Annotated in this window: 16 protein-coding genes; 4 read left to right on the top strand and 12 right to left on the bottom strand. The window is 47.6% G+C overall.

The window, feature by feature from the left end:
• Positions 1–159 precede the first annotated feature (159 nt).
• Positions 160–729 (top strand): TerD family protein, encoded by a 570-nt coding sequence (locus ACUC6J_RS17140; protein ID WP_447249161.1) that lies wholly within the window; start codon positions 160–162, stop codon positions 727–729.
• A gap of 43 nt (positions 730–772) precedes the next feature.
• Here the strand turns inward: ACUC6J_RS17140 and ACUC6J_RS17145 are convergent, their stop codons facing one another.
• The 4 genes from ACUC6J_RS17145 to ACUC6J_RS17160 all read right to left on the bottom strand — a co-directional run bounded on the left by ACUC6J_RS17145 (position 773) and on the right by ACUC6J_RS17160 (position 5,012).
• Positions 773–1,693, bottom strand: coding sequence for a hypothetical protein (locus tag ACUC6J_RS17145; RefSeq protein WP_447249162.1), 921 nt, complete (start codon positions 1,691–1,693; stop codon positions 773–775).
• A 212-nt stretch (positions 1,694–1,905) separates the two neighbouring features.
• Positions 1,906–2,847, bottom strand: coding sequence for an ADP-ribosylglycohydrolase family protein (locus tag ACUC6J_RS17150; protein ID WP_447249163.1), 942 nt, complete (start codon positions 2,845–2,847; stop codon positions 1,906–1,908).
• Positions 2,848–2,931: 84 nt separating this feature from the next.
• The gene (locus ACUC6J_RS17155; RefSeq protein ID WP_447249164.1) at positions 2,932–4,017 is read right to left on the bottom strand and encodes a hypothetical protein; all 1,086 of its coding nucleotides are present in this window, start codon (positions 4,015–4,017) and stop codon (positions 2,932–2,934) included.
• Positions 4,017–5,012: a hypothetical protein gene (locus ACUC6J_RS17160; RefSeq protein WP_447249165.1), complete on the bottom strand. Its 996-nt coding sequence runs from the start codon at positions 5,010–5,012 to the stop codon at positions 4,017–4,019. The genes ACUC6J_RS17155 and ACUC6J_RS17160 overlap by 1 nt, the downstream gene beginning before the upstream one ends.
• Before the next feature lie 181 nt (positions 5,013–5,193).
• Between ACUC6J_RS17160 and ACUC6J_RS17165 the strand changes: the two genes are divergently transcribed.
• Positions 5,194–5,844 carry a hypothetical protein gene (locus ACUC6J_RS17165; protein ID WP_447249166.1) on the top strand — a complete coding sequence of 217 codons (651 nt, stop codon included), beginning with the start codon at positions 5,194–5,196 and terminating at the stop codon, positions 5,842–5,844.
• Between the two features lie 34 nt (positions 5,845–5,878).
• A complete protein-coding gene (locus ACUC6J_RS17170; RefSeq protein ID WP_447249167.1) occupies positions 5,879–6,448 on the top strand; it encodes a DUF1697 domain-containing protein in 570 nt (189 codons plus the stop codon).
• A gap of 111 nt (positions 6,449–6,559) precedes the next feature.
• On the opposite strand, the gene ACUC6J_RS17175 is transcribed toward ACUC6J_RS17170, so the two are convergent.
• Positions 6,560–8,305 carry a methyl-accepting chemotaxis protein gene (locus ACUC6J_RS17175; protein ID WP_447249168.1) on the bottom strand — a complete coding sequence of 582 codons (1,746 nt, stop codon included), beginning with the start codon at positions 8,303–8,305 and terminating at the stop codon, positions 6,560–6,562.
• Between the two features lie 349 nt (positions 8,306–8,654).
• Between ACUC6J_RS17175 and ACUC6J_RS17180 the strand changes: the two genes are divergently transcribed.
• Positions 8,655–9,239, top strand: a complete 585-nt coding sequence (locus ACUC6J_RS17180; protein ID WP_102998912.1) for an RBBP9/YdeN family alpha/beta hydrolase — start codon at positions 8,655–8,657, stop codon at positions 9,237–9,239.
• Between the two features lie 148 nt (positions 9,240–9,387).
• Here the strand turns inward: ACUC6J_RS17180 and ACUC6J_RS17185 are convergent, their stop codons facing one another.
• The 7 genes from ACUC6J_RS17185 to ACUC6J_RS17215 form a co-directional block, all read right to left on the bottom strand.
• Positions 9,388–12,180 (bottom strand): alpha-mannosidase, encoded by a 2,793-nt coding sequence (locus tag ACUC6J_RS17185; protein WP_447249169.1) that lies wholly within the window; start codon positions 12,178–12,180, stop codon positions 9,388–9,390.
• A 38-nt stretch (positions 12,181–12,218) separates the two neighbouring features.
• Entirely contained in the window at positions 12,219–15,374 is a 3,156-nt protein-coding gene (locus tag ACUC6J_RS17190) for a beta-galactosidase (protein WP_447249170.1), read from the bottom strand.
• Positions 15,371–16,690: a glycoside hydrolase family 125 protein gene (locus tag ACUC6J_RS17195; RefSeq protein ID WP_447249171.1), complete on the bottom strand. Its 1,320-nt coding sequence runs from the start codon at positions 16,688–16,690 to the stop codon at positions 15,371–15,373. The genes ACUC6J_RS17190 and ACUC6J_RS17195 overlap by 4 nt, the downstream gene beginning before the upstream one ends.
• Positions 16,691–16,757: 67 nt before the next feature.
• Positions 16,758–19,871 (bottom strand): alpha-mannosidase, encoded by a 3,114-nt coding sequence (locus ACUC6J_RS17200; protein ID WP_447249172.1) that lies wholly within the window; start codon positions 19,869–19,871, stop codon positions 16,758–16,760.
• Positions 19,871–22,174: a glycoside hydrolase family 3 N-terminal domain-containing protein gene (locus tag ACUC6J_RS17205; protein WP_447249173.1), complete on the bottom strand. Its 2,304-nt coding sequence runs from the start codon at positions 22,172–22,174 to the stop codon at positions 19,871–19,873. The genes ACUC6J_RS17200 and ACUC6J_RS17205 overlap by 1 nt, the downstream gene beginning before the upstream one ends.
• 21 nt (positions 22,175–22,195) lie before the next feature.
• On the bottom strand, positions 22,196–23,116 hold the full coding sequence (locus ACUC6J_RS17210) for a carbohydrate ABC transporter permease (protein ID WP_447249174.1): 921 nt from the start codon (positions 23,114–23,116) through the stop codon (positions 22,196–22,198).
• A gap of 23 nt (positions 23,117–23,139) precedes the next feature.
• Positions 23,140–24,069: an ABC transporter permease gene (locus ACUC6J_RS17215; protein ID WP_404302241.1), complete on the bottom strand. Its 930-nt coding sequence runs from the start codon at positions 24,067–24,069 to the stop codon at positions 23,140–23,142.
• Between the last annotated feature and the right edge of the window lie 19 nt (positions 24,070–24,088).

Consider the following 24,088-nt stretch of genomic DNA (forward strand, 5'->3'; position numbering starts at 1 on the left):
GTTTAAACATGGTTGCATTTCTCCCTAAGGGAACGAATTTGGATCATGTTTTTATCTTTATACGGAAAAAAATCTGTGAAGTTACGAATAGATTATATCCTTCTATATATATGCTACAATTTCAGAGTAGAACAAAAATAATGATAGGGAGGCATAACGTTGAGTATTAGTCTAGTTAAAGGGCAGAAGGTAGACCTGACCAAAAATAATCCACACTTATCCGTACTAAAAGTAGGGCTTGGATGGGACCCTATGAGGGGTATATCCATGGATATTGATGCGTCAGCACTGCTTCTTAATGAGAACGGCAAGCTGACTCAGACGAAAAATCTAGTATATTTCGGAAACAAAAATAGCCCTTGCGGGGCCGTCGTACATAGTGGTGACAACTTGACAGGACATGGTGACGGTGATGATGAAGTCATTACTGTATCCCTTCAACAACTACCACCTGAAGTGCATAGAGTCGTATTTATTGTGAATATATTCCGTTTTTTCAGCTTTGGTAGACGTAAGGATTTCAGTATGGTGAACAATGCTTATATTCGAGTATTGGATGCGTCGCAAGATGAAGAGATTCTCCGATACAATTTGACAGAGGACTATAAAGGGATGTGTAGCATCCGTGTAGGTGAAGTATACCGCTATGGAGGGGAGTGGAAATTTGGTGCTATTGGGGAAGGCAGCACCATTACCTCCCTGAATGATCTTGTCAAAACGTATGAATAAGTATTTTTGGTGTTAAGGAAAAACCCACGTCTGACGTGGGTTTTTATACTATCTCTTCAACAGCCACCTGATACAGCAGAGAACCTTCACGGAGCAGCAGGCGGTCTTTTCTGAAATCCTGTTCATGCGGTTGAAGGAACTTTTGATCGTCATTTAAAAAGCGAATGTGTTGTCCTTTGCTCAAGTTGCCTGGCTTCACATTCTTTTTCAAGACATATTGTCCATTCTTGCCATACCCGCCGTCGAACAAAAAGTGATACCCATCTGTAGCCACCCCGGAGCAGCCGGAAATCCTCGGATTCACAAACGTAATATTCGTACGGTCGCTACCGGAAATATACCCTAATGAAAAGTCTGAATAGTAATAAAACCAGATTTCCTGTTCGCTGATCACGTTCAAAGCATAGCAATCATGAATATCTGCCGCTTGGTTCTCATATATTTTGTGTCCCTCTTTATTCCAGGCGACAAGGCCGGAGGACCCCACAGGCTCATTCCAACCATAATTCCCGAATATACCTTCATCAAAATAACTGGTCCAGATCGTACCTTCTTTTGTAACCTGAACACTCTGGATACCGTCTCCAAGCAGTAGTTCATTCACAGTACGACCTTCATAATCAATAATTTTACCATTTAGATCGTATTGATCAGGTCCGTAATAATGGCATCGTGCTCCGACGAGTAACAAATAATCTTGTAGAGGCTGTACATAATGATAGTTGAACTGCTGCCCCTCCAAACACACCTCTTGAATGTGATCGTCTAGAATGAGTACCTTGTAAGTACGTCTCTCTTTAAGAGAGGCAGGCGTGAACATCCCCCGCACTCGTTCTGGGACTTTATCAATGAGCAAAATATACACGCGTCCATCAGGACCAAATTGGGTCGAAACGATCTCAAACCCTTCTATATTATTGGAAATATCGACAAATGAATGAAGCTGTTTATCTAGATGTGACAATGTAGTTCCTCCTCTAAAAGATCAGTAAAGTGAAGTATGATTTGTACTTGACTTCATTTTGTCATAACGACATGTAGCTGAGGAGGGCGGAAGTATGGCGATATGAGTAGTAGTCCCAAGAGATGAGTCATCGGCAAAATATAGTAAACCAAAAAAGCTAGGTTCTGCTTCATAAGAAAAGCAACCCAGCTTGATCTTTATAGATGTTCCCCTTAGAGTGTCTGGCCCTTGTCGGCCTTCTGCCATAAAGCCTCAGTCAGCTCATCAATCGTCTCTTTCATTGCCAGCTTCTCGCGCCAGTGACTCGGGATACCGCTTAGCCCGTAATAAGCCCCTGCAATCTGGCCGTACACTGCCCCGGTCGTATCTGCGTCATCCCCCAGATTTACGGCCAGCAGTGCCCCCTCTTCAAATGAAGCCGAATGGTGAAATGCCCACAGCGCAGCCTCAAGGGAACGAATAACATAACCGCTTCCTTGGATTTCAGGCGGCTCCTTATGCTTGTAAGATCCCTGAATGATTTCTTCAATGGCTGCCGAATAAGCTGACTGGTCCTTCCGCCGCCACTTATAGCAGACATCGGGTGATAACATGGATTCTTTGTCCGCTCCCCGCAGACCTGCCACAAGAATTGAAGCAAGCGCGGCACAGGCCTCCACACTTTCGACTGCTCCATGGGTGGTGCGCGAGCTCAGCTCAGCGTACATTACAGCTTCTTCCGGGCGGTTCGCATAGGCCATGGCGACAGGTGCAAGCCTCATAATCGAACCATTACCAGCAGTCATGGGGTCAACGGACCCGCTATATGGATCTCCAGTGGCTTCGAAGCGATGCAGTGCTGCTCTCGTCGCACCACCGATATCAAAGCACGTTCCCGTGCTGCTCATATATCCTAGGTGATACCAATTGGTGTAGCGACGCATTTGGTCTGCTGGATCAAAGCTATCCTTTTGCACCATACTCTGCGCCAAACATAACGCCATAGACGTATCGTCCGTCCACTGTCCTGCCTTCAGCCCAAATACACCACCGCCTACAATATCCGTTACAGGTTCGAATGTGCCTGGACTGCTAAATTCTACTGTGGTTCCCAAAGCATCACCCACAGCCAGCCCAACCAGGCATCCGCAAAAACGATCCTTGATCAGTGCCATTTTGATGTACACTCCTTTGTAATTGTTATAACTAATGCGTATCTTTCCATATGACCAGGATGGAAGAAAATCCGGTAACGCTAATTATTCGTAGCTCAAGGCTTTACAACCGCTATCTGGATGTAATTCAACGAAAATTCCTGCCTCTTGATGGTAAATGAGTGGAAATCGCTCCGTATCTACATGTTCCCGCGCACCGCTTGAAAGCCGCCATACCTGAAGCGGGACTTCTTTTCCCCATAAGAATAATCGGTCGCCGCAAACAGCCATATCCGCTTGGGGATATGGATAAATCTCGTCTTCTTCAGGCTTACAATTTAGAGGCGGGATCGCAGGAAGCACACGTCGGTACCCGGGCTGAGTCATATCGAATAGGACAACCGCCGGTTCCACGCCTTCCTCTCCCCACTCTTCCTCCTCCAGTAAATCGGCATCCATCTGTCCCCATACCGCCAATGTATCGGGTCCTGTCCAGCACACTGGCCCATCCCAATCTATGGTTTGCCAAAGATGGCGAACTGACGGACCATTTTCCGATTCCCATGGGTTCAGCAGCCAATCAGATAATGACCAAGTTCGAACCACTCCTAATGGAGCCCATACCCATCCTGTATCCGCCATCCACTTTCCCTCTGGAGAAGCCAGCAGTCTCCCATGAAAGTAATCTAGATAATGCTCATCTTTGCTTTCGTTGTTATAAACAGGGCTAGGTCTTGCTGTCAAAAGCCTCCCTGTTTCTATATCCGTCAGATCCAGCCGGTTCCATTCCGTTCCATGAACAAGGATACACATACCGTCTTGATGTACAAATGCCAGGGGGAACATACTTTTATCATAGTGGTATTCGTCCCGCGATAATTGCATTTTTTCTTGAGCATAGACTAAATCATACACTGCCGCATGCCGGCCAAAACGATTGGATATGGCTACGTACTTGCCGTCAGGACTGGTCACCATTTGGACAGGTTGCATGGGATTAAAATCAGGGATACAAATACGTGTACATAATTCTGCGTTACCAGAATACAGCTCTAGCCTCCACAGTTCTGCCTGTGTATTTAGTGCTAGCAGGGTTATGCTGCCCTGAGAGCCACCTTTTACAGGATGAATGGCCGTAAGGCGTCCGATAGACGATGGTAAATCAGGTAAAGAAACGTGAGAGAATGGCATCATTTAACCCCTTTTACTCTGGATAAATCATAATGTATACCCGCATTTGCGAAGATAGTATTATCGACAAAAAATCCGAGTTCAAGCAATGCAGTCAATAGTTTCATAAAAACTCCCGGTTTTTTCTTGCAGAATAATTTAAAATATGTAATTTCGCTAGGATTACTTTTGAGAACAAAATAGGAGTAATTCATCAAGATCAAATGGGAGATGAATTGCTCTGTTGGAGATTGATGCTCATTGATACAGTCGATCAGCACCTCTAATACCCTATTTTTATTAGAGTTATAGGCTTGTATAAATATCGTTGCTTCTGCAAACGACTTGTTGAAATCATCATACGGAAAATCATATACATCATGACTGCCCAAGATGAAGTTGACCAACTGGCCTTGCAAAATTTTTATTTTTCCCAGCGTTGCTCGGGTATCCATATCCATCTTATTTTTGTTAATATGCTCATGCAACATGTCAATTAGAATGTGCAAATCATACTGCTGTGCGTCTTCCATCCTGTACATTATCCTATTATTTTCTATCGTTAGACGATCATAAATGTCATCTCCTAAACCCAATTCAAATAAGAGAAGGTGAAGAAAAAATAGCCTATCCTGAGTAAGCGAGAATTCATTCCTTCTCTCTGCTACATGTGAAATCTGATATTGATAATAAACACAACATAAGTTTTTTCTGCAATAAGCAACATCTTTATGTATATCAAACATGTTAAAAATAAGCGCAAGCAATCGAATCAGACGTTCAGCATCCGTTACGCTTAGAATGGGATGATCCATTTTGGTAAATAGCGACCTGTCAAATAAATCATGCCATCGCACTAAAGAAATATGATCCTGCTCATTTATATTCAGAGTTAATATTCTTAAATTTTGCTCTTGATCAGGATAGGAATAAAATAGATCTTCATGATTCAAATCAGAAATGCGCTCATTAAAGTATGCTCTTAATTTGTAATCGTATATTTCAGAAAAAGACATTTCTCTCCTCCTTACACCTTATTTTCGAACTCCTATATTTTAAAATTATTCTGGATCGACTGGCAAGGTAGCATAATTACAGAAACATATGTTCTTCATTTCTATATTATGATATCTTAATGCTAAAAGTAAAACGTGATGTCGCAGGTCATAGCCTACGACTAGAAAGGAATACACACCTATGAAACAGTTAAATGAAGCGCTTACCCGGTTTGTACACCAGCAAAACTTGTATAATGAAGCCTACGGGCTGTTCCAAGACCACGATATCCAGCCCCGTTCAGAGAGTATAACAGATTGCTGGGACAGTCGGATTCCTCTATCTCCTGAGCTTGCGTACATGTATAGCCACTATGAAATGATCGATGCCAAGGCAGCGGGAACACACAAATTAAAAAACGCGGCAGTTGAAGTTGGGGATGCCGCAGTTCTCTTTTTTGTCGCACCAGAACATTTATATCGCCAACAGCTAGGCTATCGCTTCATTACGTCTGGTGAGCTTGTCCAAGAGTCATCTTCGTGGCCATCTCATCATGTCGTAATTGCCACATTTAATGACGATCCACTCATTGTCGATACTAGCACACCCGATTCTCCTGTATATGCTGCAATTGAAGGTGGGACAGCGCAGCAGGTTGCTGACTCTTTAGCTGACTTCTTTACGGCTCTTTCCATCCTGATTGAAGGTGCCTGTACCTTTAAGGGAGAATTGATAGATGAAGATACATACGAAACCAAAGCAGAATATATCGAGCACGTAAAACCATTGCTGCATCATTTGTTGGGCGAAAACCAAACCACGTACTTGCTGAAATATCTATCCTTTTGTTAGAAATCCTATTTGTTAAAGAGAGGTGGGGCTTTTTATGATCTATATCGCATTACTGCGGGGCATCAATGTCGGCGGCAACAACAAAATTGAGATGAAGAAGCTCAAGCAAACGTTTGAACATGCAGGTATGGGACATGTGACGACTTACATTAATTCTGGAAACATTATTTTTTCCAGTCAGGAGCGGTCCAACCAGGAGCTATCGCTCATATTGGAACAGGCGATTCTGGAGGATTTTAGCTTACCCATCCGTGTCATCGTCCGTAATATGAAGGAGATTCAGAGCATTATGGAGGCACTACCGAATGAATGGGCTAATGATACACAGATGAAAAGTGATGTAATGTTTCTGTGGGATGAAATTAACGATATTACCGTTCTGGACAAGCTTCCTTTGAAACCGGGAATCGGGCATGTCATATATACGCCCGGGGCCGTACTGTTTTCTGTCAGCAAGGAACAAGTCACCAAAAGCGGGTTAACGAAATTAGTCGGCACCAAGCTGTATCAGCAAATGACGGTGCGGAATGTGAACACAACCCGGCAGATTTATAAGCTGATGCAAATGGCTGAGCAGGAAGAGTTACGAGATTTGGACTCTTGACTGGATGACGAAAGCAATCTAGTAGAGTCTGCTCAAAAAGGGAGCCTTCTTACGGCTCCCAACTGTTTTTCTTCGTCCTTCATTTAAATACCCATCACCGTATGGTCCTCGTTAAATTTTAAAACCTTCGACCAGTCCATTCAGTCGAGCAGCGCTTTCCTTCACCTGATCAGACTGTTGTGCCACATCAAGAGATTTCTCCGTCGATGAAACCATATTCTCTGCAATGTGCTGGGTAGATATAGCAGACTGCTCGCTGGCGGTTGCAATCTCATGGATCGCTCTCACCATGGTTTGGATGGTTTCATTTACCTGCTTAGAGGTGGCGTTCAAATCATTGACTGTGTTCGTATGCCCAACAGCATCAGTGTAATATTGTCCCGCTGTGTCCTCAAGCAGCTGATAATCCTTGCCCACCTGGGTTTGCAGGAAGTGCAGTAATTCTTCGGCATTGGTAGTCAGGTTTTCTACAGACTGCACAACCTCTTGAGTAACACTCTGAATTTGGTCTACCGCGTGTTTGGAGCCGTCTGCCAACTTACGAATCTCATTAGCTACAACCGCAAACCCTCGACCTGACTCACCGGCACGAGCCGCTTCAATAGATGCATTTAGGGCCAGCAAATTGGTTTGTGCCGTAATTTCCAAGATAGACTGAGAAAGTATACGAATTTGATCTACTGCCTTGGCTCGTTCTAATGCTTCTGTCATCTTTGCATTAGCCTTCTGGTAAATTTCCTTGGCCGCTTTATTGGATTGACTAGCCGCTTGCTTCAACGTTTCGGCCTTTACACTTGTATCATAGGCAGACTGAGCTCTTTCTTGAGTTTTGACTGAGATGTACTCTGCTGCCCGCTGCATTTCATCCGCAGAATGATTCATATTTTCGGTGTATGCTGAAGTCTCCTCCATAGCTGCTGACAGCTGTTCGACCGTGGCGGATACATCGCGAATCCGTTCATTGAGATCTGTCATATTCAGATTCGTCTGATCGCTAAGCTGGTTAATTTGGCGCGACTCATTGATCACTCCCGTAATGACCATTGAGGTTGAATCTGTCATTTGCTGAATAGCACGAGCAATGACAGCGATCTCATTATTTCCTTTGAGCAAGGCAGGATCAAGGGCTGCCGTTAAATTGCCTTGGGTAATTTCTTCACAGTATTTCGTAATGGTGCTCATCCGAGAACGAATGTTTTGAATGGCCACAAAGGAGATTGTGATCAGAACAACCAGCACAAGAGCCAGAACCGTGATCAACACAATTGTGCGCATTTTAATCTCATTTTGTGTATTTTGATATAGGTTGGCGGATTGCTCATTGTTATAATCTGAAATGGTAGTCAGCATCGTAACTATGGCCGTACTAGATTTATTAATCCGACCTCTCTCTTCTGTGTCATAAGTTCCAGTATTTTTTTTGACGGCCATGATCTGTTCAATATCCTGAAAATACGTGTCTATACTGCCTCTTAGTTCCTCATACAATTTCTGTTCCTTTGCATCCAATGTCCTTTGTGAAAATTCATTTAGCCCGGTTGTAACACTATCCTTTCCTTTCTGTACCTGCTTATATTGTTTATCTGTATACTCTTTATTGTCGAGTATTTTTGTATAATTGGCCCGCATATTGTAGAAATCACTTTTGACTTCAAGAATATTGGTTTGGTGTTGAAAGCGATCCACATACAAAATACCTTGACCCTCTTTAGCTTGATACATACCGATAACCCCTACCAACGATACAATGAGCAAACCCACCAAGCTGATCACAATCATGGAGATCATCGTTGTCGTAACCTTTACATCTCTAAAACCTTTTCCTTTTTTTGTCCTGTCCGATAGCTTGTTACTCATCCAAACCCCTCCAGCTCGTCTATGGATAATAGTTCACGCTGCTCTCAACTTTCACGAGTACTCCGATCCCCCCTTGATGCTGCCCTCCAAACAACAATATGAAGTAGATTACAAAACGTGATGCTATATATATCGGTAGAAAGCGCTTAAATTTATAAGTCAAATTACAGTACTGCAAAAATAATGAATATTATAACAGGAAAATTTATACATGGACTTGCTACGTAAATCCACAATTTTAGTACTTATAAGCATGGGGAGTTTGGTAAACTAGAGGGGAATGCCTGCATGAAGTGAGGCACATATGCAAATTAAGTTCTAAACACTGGATGATGGGAGAGAACGTATTGTGACAAACATACAAAATCAAAAGCAAGTATATATAATCCATGGATACACCGCTTCGCCAGCAGATCATTGGTTTCCTTGGTTACAAGACAAATTACAGGAAGATGGGGTTTCGGTAGATATACTAGAAATGCCCAACTCGCAAGCGCCCAAGCTTAATGAGTGGATTGAGTATCTATTGCAAAATATTAAAGTTCTACATAAAGACACCTATTTTATTGGTCATAGCTTGGGATGTGTATCCATATTAAGGTACCTGCAGCAAGTAAATATCTCGGAACCGCTGGGGGGCGCCGTGTTCGTTTCCGGTTTTACTGACCCAGTGCCAAGCCTACCATCATTAGATGAGTTTACAATTGACCATTTGGATGATCAGCAAATTATGGATTCACTAAAGGCACGTGCAGCTATAGCTTCAAAGGACGATACAATTGTCCCCTTTGCACTTAGTAAGAAACTAGCGGAAGATATGCAGGCTGATTTTCACGAAGTAGATCATGGGGGGCACTTTTTGCAAAGTGACGGTTTTACCACCTTACCGATGGTATATCAAGTGTTAATTGAAATGATGAATGCAAATGAATAGCATGTCAGGAGAGCCTTGTGTCAAAAAAGCAACACGGATTGAATCCGTAACCTAGCTACTATTTACTTTTAGCAAACGATAACAAGCCCCGATGATAAGCTATTCCATCGGGGCTTGTTAATTTGCTATGGCCTTCTTTACTTTATTGTTAGGTCTTCAATTTAAAACCCAGTGTGATAATTTCATGCGGCTTTACAGACTGAAGCAACTCATTAGAAGAATCCACTACGATGTCTTCTCCTGGTTCTTCGAGGATATTACTTTTATAAAAATCGTACTGGTGCGGCCCGGGCTTGATAATTAATTCGGCTATACTATTGCTCATATTGTACCAGCGTAACAGCACATCCCCCGACAGCTCATTCATTTTCATAGAGGAAAAGGCAAGCTCCGTGCTTTGCCAATCAAACGGTGCATAATCTGGAGCAACTGTACCCACATGAATCCCCGTTTGTTTTACAATCCAAGGAATTTGGTATTGATAGGCTTCTGTATACGCGCCTGACTGAATACCGTCGCCATCATGTGGAATGATTTCCAGACGAGCGGTGTGCTCACCTGGGCACTGCGCTTCCGGCGTCGGGAACCATCCCCAATCCCCCAGCTCGCCAACTGAGCGAAGCAGCGTTATTGCAATCGTGTTACGTCCATCACGCATGATTTCATATTCATTCAACCCGAGATTGGCTACGGTTAGACCCGCCTGTTCCCCGCTTACATCCACAAACGCCTCCTGATGCTGTGTGTTGCTTGGGTTTTCCCACTCAGGTGCGGTTTCATTGTCCCGGATTGCAATTTCAAACATCGAGTCCACCCGATGCTCACCAGAAACTATATCTGTCGGAAACAGAGCGCGAAGACGGTGATCCTTGGCCTGGTTGTTAAAGGTGGTTTCCATGGAAACCCCCCTGCTGTTCCTAGATAAAGAAATGACGGTCCGTATCGTCAGCGGAACGGTCTGCCAGGAGCGCTGAGCCTTGCGGTACGGATAATAAACCAGTTCTCGCTGCTCCTGCTCCAGCGTTTCATCAGCGGAAGCCGGTATTTCCCAATGATGGATAATCTCGATGGATGCCAGAAAAGGTGTATCTTCAAGCATGCGAATATCAGCGATCAAGTCTTTGGTAGTCAGTGCCTGCTCTCCCTCGGGCTGTCTGAACATATACTCGTTGCCGATATCACCCACATTTTCATATACGCCAAGGTCTTTGTAGCTGCGGCCTGTACGCTTATCTGTCAGGGTAAAAGAGCCGTTATCCGCAATTTCGACGTGAAGTAAATCATTTTCCATACTGCGACTGCCATGAAAAAGGGAAGAGGAGTCCGTATCGATACTACTTCTCAGCCAAGCATAGGTTTTTAAGCCTAGCAGGGGCACACGTTCAACCTCAAAGGTAAGGCGAACCCGACGAGACATGTAAGGCTGGCGGAATCGGTCATCCGGCAAATCATAACCGAACTGTAGCCCGAGGTCCTCCATCTTGCATGCCACCGGACTCCCTTCACTGTCCACCAGTATGCGCCCGGAAAGATCCACGTTCTTCGCTTGATGAGCAGCCTCCTCAAGCGTGTATCCTTCGCGGAAGTACAGACGCACCACTTCTAGTTCTGCCGACACTACACCACTGCGTTCCCAGCCTGACGTATTAAAAATCACGAGTGGCAACGCATCTGCTCCAAAGCGATTGAAGTCCGTCGTATCCACGGTTTGCGCAATGACCTCAATGCTTTCATCCACAATACTCTCGGCTACATGACGGCTCTTATCGAACCGGGTCACCATCTCACGGTGCACCTCGTCCACACTACAACCGCAAATACTGTCATGCGGATGGTTCTGCATCAGTGTTTTCCAGGCATAGGTGAACAAATGGTGAGGATAAGCCTGCCCCAGCAGATGCGCGACGGTCGCAAGCGGCTCTGCCACTTTTTCCAGCATCACTTGTCCCAACTGGTTCATCTGTTTCAAATACACCCGAGTAGAAGCCGTATTCACCAGCGTTCCCCAGCCGTCCGTGCGCTGACTGCGAAGCTCTCCCTTCACTGACGAGAGTTGCCTTTGGGAAGTCCGTTTCAGAGAAGTCAGATAATCGTTGAAATTGGAATGAACAAACTCGATATTTGGATAAAGCTTCTGTGCCGTACGGATTGCTTCCGGTAAATCAAGCTGTAAAGGCTGATGATCGCAACCGTTCATGAACAGCAGTTCACCAGTTGAAGCATATTTTTGCGCATCATCCAGTTTACGCTTCCAATAAATCTTGGCTTCCGCCTCATCTATAGGAACCTCATTGCCGTTGGAATACCAGTTGGCGAATAAAATACCGAGTACCTCTGATCCGTCTGGCCCCGTCCATAACAGTTCCGAAAAGGAAGACTCGTAGCCTCTATCCGACACCGTATTGTTAAACCCTGTCGGCTTTACGCCCCTTCCGAAGAAAACATTCGTTATCCCCGACTGTTGCATGAACTGCGGAGTCTGCCCAACCAGGCCAAACGTATCGGGGAAGTATCCGATCTTGGACGGACTGCCGTAACGTTCGGCATCGCGGTGACCAATCTGCATATTGCGTATATTAGCTTCGCCGCTGGTCAGAAAAGCATCCTGCAAAATGTACCAGGGTCCGATAAAAATACGACCATTGCGAACATGCTGCTCCAGCCGTTTCTTATGCTCGGGCCGAACCTGTAGATAATCCTCCAGAATGATCGTCTGCCCGTCCAGATAAAAGCTTTTATAATCCGGGTCCTGCTCCAGCTTATCCAGCAGAGAATCTATCAGGCTAATCAGGCGCATATGGTGCTTCTCATAAGGCAAATACCACTCCCGATCCCAGTGGGTATGCGAAATAATATGTGCTGTCGTCTTGCTGCCCGTGTATGTGTCTACTTCCCTGCTTATCGCTTGATTGTTGATTGATTCATCCCTTTGCTCGCTCATCGCATATCTCCTCACCGTATGTCTTGACCTGCCATTGTTCACTGTATCACTTCAATCGTCACGTCCTCGGGACGATATACTGCTAGCAACTGACCTTCTCGACCCACAGCAAACAAGATAGAGCGGCTCCTTGGCAACAGAAAAGCGTAGGATAATCCAGTCTCCTTATCCCGAACACGCACTTGGGTATCCCGGGAAAACTCCGATACGAAAATATATAGGCCCCCATTCTTGAAATTCAGCTTACGTCCATATAGCCCCGGCTGATCGCCACCGTCTATCCATTCCAGCTCTCGCTCCACCCCGGCAGCAGTGAGGGCGTAGCGATATAGCTCAGCAATCGGCTCATCCCTACCATTTAACTCCAGTGGAAGCGGACTCCAGATCAAGCGCCCCTTGCCAAGCGACAGGTTCACAACTTCATCCCCCATCCTTCCATCTGCTGTTGGTGATAGTAGTTCCTCTTTAGCGACCTCAGCAATTCGCCGCTGTCCAAATGAGACAGGAAAGGTTTGACCCTCCAGACTCAGTGCTTCCTCCCGTTGGACGTTCCCCAGTGTACGCTGCCCAGTAATGGCATCAACCCGTTCGGTCATTTTCCAGTAAGGATCAAGCCCCAGTGGTCCGGTGACTAGTAGCGTCACACCGAAGGCTCGCACCATGTCCAGAAGATGCTCCAGCGATGTACTATCGAAATTGTGCGCGCTGGGGACCATAATCAGTTTCGGTAACTGCCGCTTGAGCGAGTCCAGATGATACTCGGAGACGGCACGGAACGGCTGCTTAAGATTATAGGACATCACCCGGGTAAGCCGTGTCGTGGCATCAAAGGCAAGTGACCGGTTGGAGAAATCATTGGAATACGGGAATACAACAGCCGTTTCCTCCAGCTTCCGGTCTGTAAACAGATCGCGAATATCACTCATAAAACGCCCAAAATCGTAAGATACCTCTGCTTCTGGCTTCTCGGTCCCATCCGCACGTAACGCACCGATGTGCGATTCATTGGCATTATCCATATAAAAGTTCGTATTCCAGATCCAATGAATCGCACCCGCTCCGCCAGTCGAAAAGGCATACGCATACTTGCGCTCCAGCATGTCGCGCAGCTCCTCCTCCGAACGCTTGGCTCGACCATCCGGCGTCTCAACATACATGATCCCGGTTTCCTGCACGAGATTCGGTTTGTCTGGTGTTTTGGCAAAAATACCGTCCCACACCAAATGATCATTCAGCCACCATGAATGCACCGTCGTATAATCCACCACAGCCTCATAAAAAAACGGAGATGGCCGTTGCGCGCCCAGTGCCTCGTCCTGACCTACAGTTACCAAATGTCCGGGACAAAGCTCCCGAATCGTAGTCGCCAATTGCTCGGCCCACAGATTGTGCATTTCCATCGAAAATAGACAGTAATCCAGCCATTTGGCTCCCTTTTTGGCCTGATGCATATCCTGAACGCCGAAGTTGATCTCCTCCGGCTCGGGGATTGTGGCAGAAGAAAAGCAGGAAAGCTGCTGTGGCGTCATATTCCAGGCTTCCTGCAAAGCCTCAATGCTGCCATGGCGTTGCTCCAGCCATGTACTAAACGCCGCCTGTTCCCATGAGTCCCTCGCAGAGCGTGGACCGTCTGCGAAAATACGCGACGGATCAAACATCGAAGGCTCGTTAATTAGATCCCAATCCACATGGGTTGTAGCCGTGTGCCGACTGACAATACTGCGAATGAATCGCTTTTGTGCTTCCACGCTTTGCGGATCAAGATAAGGGTTAACCCCTTCCCACGTTTCCGGCGTAAAAGAAAAGAACGTGAACGTCACCTGCAAGCCATGCCTTTTGGCTGTCAGCAGAAAAGCATCAATCGCACGAAGCACCTCTTCCGAAGCGTGTCCGTCTATCTGCATCATATTGCGATAAGCCGTCCATACCCCTGTGCGAATCCAGTTGATGCCCGCTTTGGCCATCTGGGCCATATCCCGATCCCAAATTGCTGCATTGGGCAAAAACAAAAATTTCCGTGCCACATCTGAGGTCATATAGGTCATGCCAACAACAGGTAACGGACGCCCGTCCTTTATAAAATAATCCCGACTACGCATGATGATCTGTCCTTCAGCCAGCAGTTCGGCATCCTGCCCCCAAAAGCCCTGTCGCAATATACGTACTTCACCATCCGATGATTCAGCTCGGCAAATGACCCGATATAAACCGCTTTGAATGGAAAAGCCAAGGGGAATACGTACAAAGTTCTGTTCTTTGCTAACCTCAATCTGCAAGCGATTGCTCCATACCTGCTGATTGTACTCATCCAATATTTGCTCCACCGTCAGGTCAAAGCTCCATACCTCGTGATTTCTGGGCGTGGCTCCTTCTCGCTGCAATCTCTGGGTTTGAAGTGTCAGTATGGCTCGTTCCCCGGACTCATAAGCAGCATAGTTTGGCTTGATAGATAGCTCCGTCATCCCCTTGGCGCAAAAACGTGCCCATTGGGCAAGCAGCTGCTCACCATCCTGTTCCCAAAAGGAAGCTATCAACGGCACATGGATAAACATCCAGCGTGCGCCAGCAAACAGACCTCGGGCATGCTCCCATAGCACCCCCGGGGCAGCAATATCCCGTCCGTCCTTACTTACTCCCTTGAGCAAAGGATAAATTTGCGTATTCATCGGCCCGGCAGAGCCCATTTGGTGCGGTAGATCGCTACTTTTGGTCGTATGTGGAACGAGATTCCACGTATCCGCCACCTGGAACAGAGACTCCTGACCACACAGCACAGGAATATCCTCTGATGCGACCAGGGAAGCTACCTTCGACGCATCCACTCGCAGCACCTCATGAATATGCAGCTCCTGATGATACGCAGTCTGTTCAGTCTCAATTATCCAGTCTCCATGCTCATCAGCAGGATTGCGTACCGGATGCTTAAAGGGTGCTCCTCCGACGTTAAGCAGCCCTCCTCCCCTATGGAGAAATGCCACGATTTCGGTCCAGGCGGACTTGGGGAAGTACGGTGCATGCAGATTGACAAAACAGCCGTTGTCCATATGCTTTAGCGTTTCAACCAGTTCATCGGCTCCTACGACTACCACGTCTGCAACTCCCTGAAATGCCTTGTCTGGCAACAGGCTCCCTATAGCGGGAAAGTCTTGCTCACTAAAAACAACGATGGATGGGCTTACTGTGGATTCATTCATAACAAGCCCTCCTTCATGGCCTTATACACAAGCTGGGCAAACAGACTGTTGGACCAGGCAAACCATTTTCTCGTGTAAACTGTAGGATCATCGGCATGAAAGCCCTCGTGCATATAGCCGGTGTCCCCATCTGTCTCTTCCAGCATCCGGATCATTTCCAGCTTTTCTTCTGCGGTCTGGGCCGTTAATCCTTGCATCGACAGGGACATATGCCAGATGTAACCCGGCAGCGTGTGCGGACTTCCGATGCCTTTAGCCGCCTTCCCTTCAAAGTAAAACGGATTCTCCTGACTTAAAGCAAAGCGTCTCGTATTTTGATAGATAGGATCGTCCGCCGTCGTATAGCCCAAATACGGAATGGACATCAATCCCGGTGTACCCGCATCATCCATCAGGCAGTAGTTGCCAAATCCGTCTGTTTCATAAGCATATATAGGTCCAAATACCGGATGGCGGTAAATACCGTACAAGCGGATACCGTGCTTCACCTCAGCCTCCAGCTCCTTCAGCTCGTTCAGAAAGTCCATATCACGAAATACCCACTCCGCAAACTCCTGCATCTGACGCAAAGCAACTACCGCAAACATATTACCGGGTATATTGTAGTGGAAATCGCAGGCATCATCACTGGAACGGAAGCCTGACCAAATCATCCCCGTATAATTTACAGGCATACCGAGTCCCTGATTGCGCAAGGAATCCGTGGGAATGCCGTTATTACGCGTAAACCGATACGCAGACTGCTCTTGGTGACGCTGCTCCGTTTTGAACACATCCACTATTTTGCGCAGAGCCGACTTGAATTTTGAATCAAAAATATCGGTAAGCTCCGTTTCCTTCCAGTACATATAAGCTAGCCGAATGACAAAGCACAGCGAGTCGATTTCAAATTTTCTTTCCCACACCCATGGTGACATCTCCGTCTCATCAGTCGCATTCCAGTGCCAGTCATTCGCTGTCTCATTGAACGCATTCACATACGGGTCTATGAGGACATAATGAATATGGCGCTTGATCAGCCCCCCAATGATGCGCTGTAAATCAGCATCCTCCCTGGCTAACGGCACATAATGAATGACCTGCTCTACAGAATCCCGCAACCAAAGAGCTGGAATATCCCCTGTAATGAGAAACGTTGTCCCATCATCCATTAGCTTGGTCGTCGTCTCCAGTGAATTTGGAAAACAGTTCTTAAACAGCTTCAGCAGCTTCGGCCTGTGAGCCAGTGCTTGCTCTGCTTCCTTAAGTACGTCCTGAACAGCCTGCGGCAAGTCAAGGTCGGGCATTGGTATTTTGGGAAGTCTGAATTGTTCCAATAGTTTTTTCGCTCCTTTATCTGACGGGAAACACCCGTGCGGTTATAGTCTTTCTAATCCAGCATATCTATTGCAAACGTATCGTTTTAATTGCATAAGGTGTAAAAGACAGCGTAAGACATCCACCTTCCAGCTCAAGCAGCTGCACAGGTTCCTCCAGCGCATTCGACACGTAGGCTGCGTTGAACGTGTAAGGCCAGGTCAGCTTGATCGTTTCCCTTCCCCCGGAAGATTCGTACAAACGAAGAATCGTCCCCAGCCCATCTTCGGCCGGCTTGATCGTATCCAGCACAACGTGACGGCTATCAAAATTAATGAACGATCCGCTGCTCGGCAGCACTCCGCTATTGTGCTTTTGCTGCTGCACAACAGGCATATCTTGGTTCAGCTCAGCCGCATGACGCAAAGTATGGGCGCTGCGCCAATCTCCAACATGCGGATAAAGCGAATACGCAAAATCGTGCTCGCCCAGATCGGCTTCTTTATCCGGCCATTTGGGTGCTCGTAGCAGAGACAGACGGATGGTACTGTCTTGAATGTCGTAGCCATATTTGCAATCATTGAGCAGACTCACGCCATATCCGTGCTCGGAAACATCCGCAAATCGGTGTCCACATACTTCATACTGCGCCTGCTCCCAGCTCGTATTCCGATGGGTCGGCCGTTCCAAGGCACCGAACGGAATTTCATAAGTCGCCTTGTCCGTAACCACATCTATAGGAAAGCCTACCTTTAGCAGCTTGTGCGCTTCATTCCAGCTCACATGCGTTTTGAAATCAATTCGCCGCTCATGATGATAAAAGATTACATCCTGTGTCATTTCAGATTGATGGATTCGCCATCGGAAGCGCAGCACATCCTTCGTTTTTCCCTGAAGCACTACTTGTTTTTCCAGCAACTCGGCTTCTCCTGCTACCTGTTCCTCATAGCGGTCATCCAAATCCCAGGCATCCCACAGCGTCGGACGATCATGGAAAAAATAAAAACGGTTTGCCCGTTCCCCTTGCTTCAAAATTTCACGGTTTGCCGCTTTATCCAGCAAACGAATCATTTCGCCCCGCTCGTTAAATTCCACCTTATAAAAGGCCGTCTCCCACATATCCCCCAGCGATCCAGATATCACAGCGATCTCGGGCTTCTCACCTGCTTGGGCCTGTTCTCGCTCCAACCAAATCGTTTTGTAGCCCAGTGCAGGAACATCCGGAATACGCACCGAAATGCCGCCTTCCTCCACATCGGTGTCCAGCCGCTCGGCTTCATCATTAGCGTAGTGGTAGGCATACCATCCCTGTGCCGATTCCGTAGCAATATGAATCACAGCATTACGGCTCCAGCCCAGGCTGTTAAACACCAGATACGGTGTTCCTGCTCTCGATCCTTCCGTGTTCACTTGAGCCGCCAGCGTCGTAATCCCCTGTTGAAGCCCGACATGTCCCCATTCGAAAATTTGCTGATACTCCTTATCCGAAGTGCCGTACACCTCGGTAATCGCCGAGCCAGGGATAATATCGTGGAACTGATTCAACAAAATCAGCTTCCAGCCCTCATGCAATGCCGAACAGATATCCTCCACCTGCTCCGGCTCCAGCTGTGGTAATGCCAGCGTGCTCCACAGTTCTGCCTCGCGGTAGACTCCCTCCGCTTTCCGGTTATTGCGTTTGTTGCGGGCGTGGGTCGTGTAGGTTCCTCGGTGCAACTCAAGGTACAAATCACCATGCCATTTGGGAAGCTTCGGATGTGCCTGATCTATGCCTGCGAAAAACTGTCCCGCCGTGCTGAACCGACCCGCAGGCAATCCCACCATTAGCGAAGAACGCTCTATATATTCCAGCATTTCACGCGTAACTCCGCCCCCGCCGTCTCCATGCCCGTAAAGCAACATGTGCTCAGGATGCGCTGATTTTTCACGATAAGACTGCCAATGGTCATGAATGTCCTGGGGCCGTGTATTTTCATTCACGCCATGATTGAGGTAGGACAACATCGAAGTCCCATCGATGCCCACCCAGTGGAACAAATCATAAGGAAACACATTCGTATCATTCCAGCCAAGCTTAGTCGTCATAAAATAATCTATCTTCCCATGCTTTAAAATCTGCGGCAGGGACGCACAGTAGCCAAACGTATCCGGCAGCCACTCGATATGAGAGATTTTGCCAAATTCCTGTTGGTAAAAGCGCTGACCATACAGCATTTGGCGGATGAGCGATTCGCCACTGGGCAGGTTCAAATCAGGCTCTACCCACATGCCCCCGACCAGCTCCCACCGTCCTTCAGCGACTCTCGCTTTGACTCGTTCATACAGCTCTGGATCATTTTCCTTTACAAAGGAGAACAGCAGCGGCTGGCTCTGTGCATATTGATAGGCCGGGTATTCATCCATCAGCGCATCCACCGTTGAGAAGGTTCGGCTTGTTTTCCGTACGGTCTCGCGCATCGGCCACAGCCAGGCAATATCGATGTGCGACTGTCCTACCATATGCTCCAAAGCTTGCGCATTTCCGCCGATCTCCTGAACCTGACGAATCAGCTCCTTTTCTATGGCTGAGATCGCTCCTCCTGCTCGAATGGCGTCTTCCTCCAGATTCGCAAAGCAATCCATCACCTCATACAGGGCTTTCAGCAAGCGTATGCTACGGATGTCGCCCTCCGGCAGCAGTACAGCGGCTTCGCTAACAACGGTAACGGTATACATCAGGCTTTGCACAGACTTATTGGGCCGTACAAGATAGCTTGTAACAGAAGAAATCGGAGGTTGAATGACAGCCTGCCGATTGAGCGGATCTACGGGCTCAGGTACCGGATCAAACAGCTCAATCTCCAGCTCAGGGGAAGACCCGATGAGCTCTGGATTTAGCGTGACATAGGTATGATTGCGATCAAGCCCGTGATAGGAAGCACCATTGACTCGCAGCAATCCTTCTCCCCCGGACTCAAACACCAATCCAAAAGGCTCTCTCAACCACGTTGTCGGTACGTCCAGCCGCGTTCGAAGAAAGTAAGTCGTCCCCTGACTGCTGGGGAATCGCTTGAGGTCCAGTCCTACCGTTAAAGGCCCGGCGCCTTCGTATTGACCTGGTGTTTGGTAAGTGGAGCGTGTAATGTTCCAGCTCCGCAAATCCAGCTTCTCCAGCCATTGGCATTCCGACAATTCCCGAATCAGGCGTTTGATACGCTCCATTATTCATCCTCCCGTACGATCAACTCGGCACACAGGGTATCTTTGGAGTGCCTGCCTACTTGAATTGAAAATCGCCCAGCCTCAACGACTGGCTGTAGATCATGCCCTATATATTGCAGCTTGTCGGAGCCTACCACAAACTCCACCGTCCGTGTTTCTCCTGGCTGTAATACAAGCTTGCAAAAGCCCTTGAGCTCCCTAATTGGACGGGTCACCGAGCTCACTGCGTCCGAGATATACAACTGAACTACTTCAGCCCCTTCCCGGTCGCCCGTGTTGGTTACATCGACTGTAACCGTAACGGATTCGCCCGCTCGGATCGAATTGGCGCTTAGTGTAAGCCTTTCATAGCTAAACGTCGTGTAGCTAAGACCATAGCCAAACGGATAGCGCGGCTCGGCATCGTCTTCCAGATACCGCTTGCCCCGGGAACGCTTGCCGTTGTAATATACCGGCAACTGCCCCACATGTTTAGGGATGGAAAGAGTCAAACGTCCCGAAGGGTTCACATCCCCAAATAAAATATCCGCGATTGCATGCCCTCCCTCCTGACCGGGATACCATGCTTCCACAATGGCATGTGCGTGCTCCTCCACCCATGGCTCAGCAATCGGTCGCCCGTTCATATAAACGACGACAAGCTCCTTCCCCAGCCTGTAAACTTCCTGCATGAGTTGAAGCTGTACGCCTGCAAGCCCCAACGTCATCCGGTCGATGCCTTCGCCGCATTCCATGTCGTTCCAATCGTGATCCGATACCTTCGAGGCGCCGGTTTTCAGGTCAATCGTCCCTTCCCCGAAATCGCGGGCGCTGGACCCTCCAACCACCATCACCACGGTATCGGCCTCAGCCGCACATGCCAGTGCGTTATCAAAGCCTTCCCGGGACTCTCCCTTGATCCGGCAGCCAGGTGCATACAGAACGCCTGAATGATCCTTGCCCAGCTTGCCACGGATACCATCAAGTACAGTTACTACACGGGTTCTCTGCTGCGGTGATGTATAATCGCCCAGTTGGTTGTAGATCTGATCTGCATTCGGGCCGATGACCGCAATACGCTTGGAGGTTTTCGGCAGGGGGAGCGTGCTATTGACGTTTTTAAGCAGCACAATCCCTTCGGTCGCAAGCTGACGAGCCAACCGAATATGCTCCGCCTGACCAATTACCTGCTCCGCTCGTTCTGCATTCACATACGGTTTGTCAAACAGACCGAGCCTGTATTTTAACGTGAGCACCCTGCGAACCGACCGATCCAGCACGCTCATCTCCAGCTTGCCAGCACGAACCGCCTCGACCAGATGACTTCCGAACATTTCCCCGGACATTTCCATATCAATTCCTGCGCGAATCGCCTGCACAGCGGCATCCAGTCCATTTTCAGCCACATCATGACCGCTCGCTAACATTTCAATTGCGCCACAATCTGTAATGATCAGACCGTCAAATCCCCACGCCTGACGAAGAATATCGTCCAATAGCTCAGCGTTCACTGTACACGGTACACCGTCAATTTCGTTATAGGCTGGCATAACAGATTGCGCCCCTGCTTCCACCGCTTTTTGGAATGGATACAGATCGACCTCCAAAAGCTCACGCCAGCCCATATGCACAGGTCCGGCATTACGTCCGCCTTCCGAGCTACCATATCCTGCAAAATGTTTTAGTGTGGCAGCTACGCTATGTTCGCTGAATAAGCTTTCCCCCTGAAGCCCCTCCACTGCGGCAACAGCAAATTCGCCGATGAGATAAGGGTCTTCGCCAAAGCATTCCTCCGTGCGTCCCCAGCGTGGATCACGCACAACATCAAGCACGGGCGAGTACGTGACCGCCCCGCCCTGAGCGCGGGTTTCACTCGCAACCGCACGGCACATATCGCGGTACAAATCAACATTCCATGTGCTGCCGATGGACAGCGGAACCGGAAACACAGTGCCGTCAATCGCCATATGCCCATGAGAGCATTCCTCACCGATCAGTATCGGGATACCCAGCCGGGAATGCTCTATCGCATAGCGTTGGATCATATTCACAGCCTCCGCCCCTTGTTTGGCAGATAAGCCATTCTCCAAGGTCACTCCGGTCCACGGATCAGCGCGAAGTACCCCGTATAAGGAGCCGACTCCTCCATTTTGTACCTGCTGCTTGAAATCATGATGTAGGGACAATTCCCCGTCTATGTGCTCATACACTTGCCAGCCAAAGGGCTGCACAAGCTGCCCCACCTTTTCTTCTAACGTCATCAAACCGATTAAGTGCTTAACCCGTTCTTCGATCGGTTTGCTTTTGTCTTTATAAATCAACATGTTCATGTCTCTCCTTCCCTGTTATTCCTTCACAGCCCCAACCGTAAGTCCCTGCACAAAGTAACGCTGGAAAAAAGGATAAGCGAATATAATAGGCAGCGTCGCCAGCACCACCATCGCCATCCGCGAGGTATCCTGCGGAATGGATTGAAGTGCAGCCAGACTTATAGAGCTGTTCTGCGAATTTTGCTGGATGAACTGAATACTGGATTCAATCCGCATCAACATAGACTGAAGCGGCACCAGATTGGGATTGTCAATATACAACAGGGCATTAAACCAGTCATTCCAGTAACCAAGCGTGCTGAATAAGCCAATGGTGGCAAGTCCAGGCAGAGAGAGTGGAAGCACGATTTTTAAAAAGGTGTAAAACTCGCCTGCCCCATCTATTTTGGCTGATTCGACAATGGCATCAGGCACACTGGTGCTATAAAATGTGCGCAGGATCATAATATAAAAGGCATTCATGGCAAGCGGCAAAATCAAAGCCCAAATCGTATCCTTAAGCCCGAGCAATTGGGAAACGACCATATAGGTCGGGATCATTCCGCCATTAAAGAGCATGGTTAAAATCGCAAAAATGGAAAAGAATCTCCGGTAACGGAAGCTCTTTCGTGAAATGGCGTACGCATATAACGAAATCAGAATGAGACTGATCACCGTACCGATGACCGTTACAGCAATCGTCACCCCATAGGAGCGCAGTAGCGTATCACTGGTACGAAATATGAAGCGGTAGGCTTCCAGACTCCATTGAGCCGGGAGCAAACGATATCCGTCCCGCGCCAGCGTTTTCTCATCGGTTAGGGAAATAATGACGACAACCAAAAACGGAAACACACATAGGAACGCGAACATCCCTGCTATCCCATTCAGAACAACATTCCAGCCCCGTGAAATATGATGGAAATCTCGTTTTTTTCTTTTTTTTCCAGAAGCCATAGTCCACACCCCTCTCCTCTTTTTTAGAACAAAGCGCTGTCTTTATCTATTTTTCGCACAACATAATTGGATAGGATGACGAGAACGAAGCCAACCACCGACTGATACAAGCCTGCCGCCGTGCTCATCCCGATTTCGCCTGTCGTTTTCAAACCACGATATACATAGGTGTCGATGACGTTCGTTACCGAATACAAGGTACCCGAATCTCTCGGCACCTGATAGAACAAACCAAAATCCGCATAAAAAATCCTTCCGACTGCAAGCAGCGTCATAATGATAATGATCGGCGATAGCAAAGGGAGCGTCACATTACGAATTTGCTGCCACTTGCTGGCTCCATCTATCATGGCTGCTTCATACAAGGATTTGTCGATACCCAAAATCGAAGCCAGATATACGACACTGTTATAGCCGATCGCCTTCCATAGACTGACTAGAATCAAGATATAAGGCCAATAAGCGGCCTCTGAATACCACTGAATGGGCTCGATGCCAAACCCTGCGATAATTTGATTCAGCATCCCCCGATCCATGCTCAGAAAGCTGAAGGCAAAGTAGCCCACGATGACCCACGATAGAAAATATGGGAGAAACATGCCTGTCTGGTACAGCTTCGCCAACCGTTTATTAATCAGCTCGGAGAGCAGAATAGCCATAGCGACTGAAAACACAAGTCCAAGAATAATAAAGACCAGGTTATACAAAAGGGTATTTCGCGTGATGACATAGGCATCATTGTTATTGAACAGAAACTTGAAGTTATCCCAGCCCACCCATTTGCTCGTATAAATACTGGCCCAGAATCCTTCCCTGTTAAAACGATATTGCTTGAAGGCAGCCACAGTACCAACCAACGGCAGATATGAAAAGAAAAAGAACCAGATAGCGCCAGGCAGCACCATGAACAGCATAACTTTGTTTCGAATCACATTTCTGAAAAATGCGGCCATAGGTATCCCCTCCCAATCT

The sequence above is a fragment of the Paenibacillus sp. JJ1683 genome, assembly GCF_053006485.1.